The following is a 1,767-nucleotide window of genomic DNA, read 5'->3' as shown; positions in this document are numbered from 1 at the left end:
CGGGCCGGCGCCGGGGGGCGCCCAGCGGGGACGACGGGTCTGCCGGGCCGCCTCGCGCAGCTCCCGCTTCAGGTCGCGGACGGAGCCGCGTACCTCGTTCTGGATCTCTCCGGCCAGGGCGGACAGGTCCTCCACCGAGGCGGCGATGTCCGACTCCAGGGCGGTCAGCTCGCCGGCCCGCTGCCGCAGCTCGGCCCGCCCCGCCTCGGTGATCTCGTAGACCTTCCGGCCGCCGGCGGCGGTGTGGGTGACCAGGCCGTCGGCCTCCAGCCGCTGCAACCGGGGATAGATGGTGCCGGCGCTGGGCGCGTAGAGGCCGAGGAAGCGCTCCTCCAGCAGGCGGATGAGCTCGTAGCCGTGCTTCGGGCCGTCGTCGAGGAGCTTGAGCAGATAGAGCCGGAGCCGCCCGTGACTGAACACGGCGGTCACGGCAGCTCCTCCTCGTCGTCGTCCACCGGGCGGGCGAGCAGCGCGATGCTGCCCGACGTGGCGGACGCGGAGAGCCTACCCTCACCCGCGCCGAGCACGCCCTCGCTGTCCACCACGGACCCGGGGACGGCGCTGCCCCGCACCTCGGGGAAGCCGCTGGTGATCCGGCCCGACGTGGTGTGCAGGCGGACGGCCAGGTCGCTGTCCGCGCGGACCCGGACGGTGATGCTGCCGGAGACCGTGCTGAGCCGGATGTCGCTGCGCCGGGGGTTGTCCAGGTCGCAGGTGATGGCCCCGGAGACGGTCTGCGCACGGACCCGCCCGGCCGCGCTGTCGGCGAGGGTCACCTCTCCCGCGACGGTCTCCAGGTCCAGGTCGCCGGCCACCCCCAGCGCCTCGACCGGGCCCGCCATGGTCTTCGCCGACGTCCGGCCGTGCAGGCCCATCAGGGCGATCCGGCCGGAGGTCACCTCCACCCGGGTCTCGCCGCGCAGGCCCGACGCGACCAGCGAACCCTCCACCAGTTCCAGGTCGGCCAGCACGTCGGCCGGGACCGCGACGGAGACGTCGACCCGGGGCAGCCGGGACAGCGGGCCCAGCCAGAAGATGTGGTCCGCGAGCCGCCAGCGTCGCTGCTGGCGTACGGAGAGCCGGCCGTCGCGATGCTCCACGAGGACCGGCCGGCGGCCGACCCGGGTGATGTCGACCCGTGGCGGCCCGTCGGTGGCGACCACGTTGAGGCGACCGCTGAGCAGGTGGACGTCGAGTCGGCCGACGGGCCCGTCCAGGGTGATCCGCTGCGGGGCGTGCACGGTCCAGTCGGTCATCGGTCCTCCCTTCACGGCGTGCCGCGTCGCCGGCACGTCGGATGGCAGGACACTAACGCGATACATCGCGACATGACAAGCGCCGGCGTGACGGCCTCACGGCACCGGTTCCACGAGCGGCCGGCGGTACGGGCCCCAGGCCACGAAGCGGTCGAACATGGCCCGAGGGGTGGGGCCGCCGCGGGGGTCGAGGTGGTAGAGGTCGCGCATCGCCTCGTACATGAGGCCGGCCAGGTAGATCGTGAGGCTCTGCTGCGCGCCCTCGTGCTCGGCCTTGAGCAACAGTCGCGCGGTCGCGCAGGGCCACGGCTGGCCGCACGAGCGACAACCCCAGTGCGGTCGCAGCGGCGTGTGCGGCGGCCGGCCCTCGATCCGGTGGCGGGGTCGCTCGGGGCGCGGTCCGGGGCCGGGCTGCGGGAGCCGGGTGGAGAGCACGGGCCTCACCAGCGCCCTCCGTTCATCCGGCGCGCCCGCCCGGCGGCGGCGAGATCGGCCGCGCCGTACCACAGGA

3 protein-coding genes are annotated in these 1,767 nt (G+C 74.8%); all 3 read right to left on the bottom strand.

The window, feature by feature from the left end; genetic code table 11:
• On the bottom strand, positions 1-429 hold a 429-nt coding region (locus F6X68_RS32515), incomplete at its 3' end, for a PadR family transcriptional regulator (protein WP_192581649.1).
• Positions 426-1,256, bottom strand: coding sequence for a DUF4097 family beta strand repeat-containing protein (locus F6X68_RS32510; protein ID WP_151457815.1), 831 nt, complete (start codon positions 1,254-1,256; stop codon positions 426-428). The genes F6X68_RS32515 and F6X68_RS32510, both read right to left, overlap by 4 nt.
• A 96-nt stretch (positions 1,257-1,352) precedes the next feature.
• Positions 1,353-1,691 carry a hypothetical protein gene (locus tag F6X68_RS32505; RefSeq protein WP_151457816.1) on the bottom strand — a complete coding sequence of 113 codons (339 nt, stop codon included), beginning with the start codon at positions 1,689-1,691 and terminating at the stop codon, positions 1,353-1,355.
• Positions 1,692-1,767 lie beyond the last annotated feature (76 nt).

Origin of the sequence: Micromonospora sp. AMSO12t (assembly GCF_008806585.1) — a bacterium.
GTDB lineage: Bacteria > Actinomycetota > Actinomycetes > Mycobacteriales > Micromonosporaceae > Micromonospora > Micromonospora reichwaldensis.
This window is presented reverse-complemented; position numbering and strand designations above follow the sequence as displayed.

Bases quoted from the DNA above. Each gene is read 5' to 3' on its own strand.
- F6X68_RS32510 (WP_151457815.1), bottom strand. From the start codon at position 1,256: ATGACCGACTGGACCGTGCACGCCCCGCAGCGGATCACCCTGGACGGG.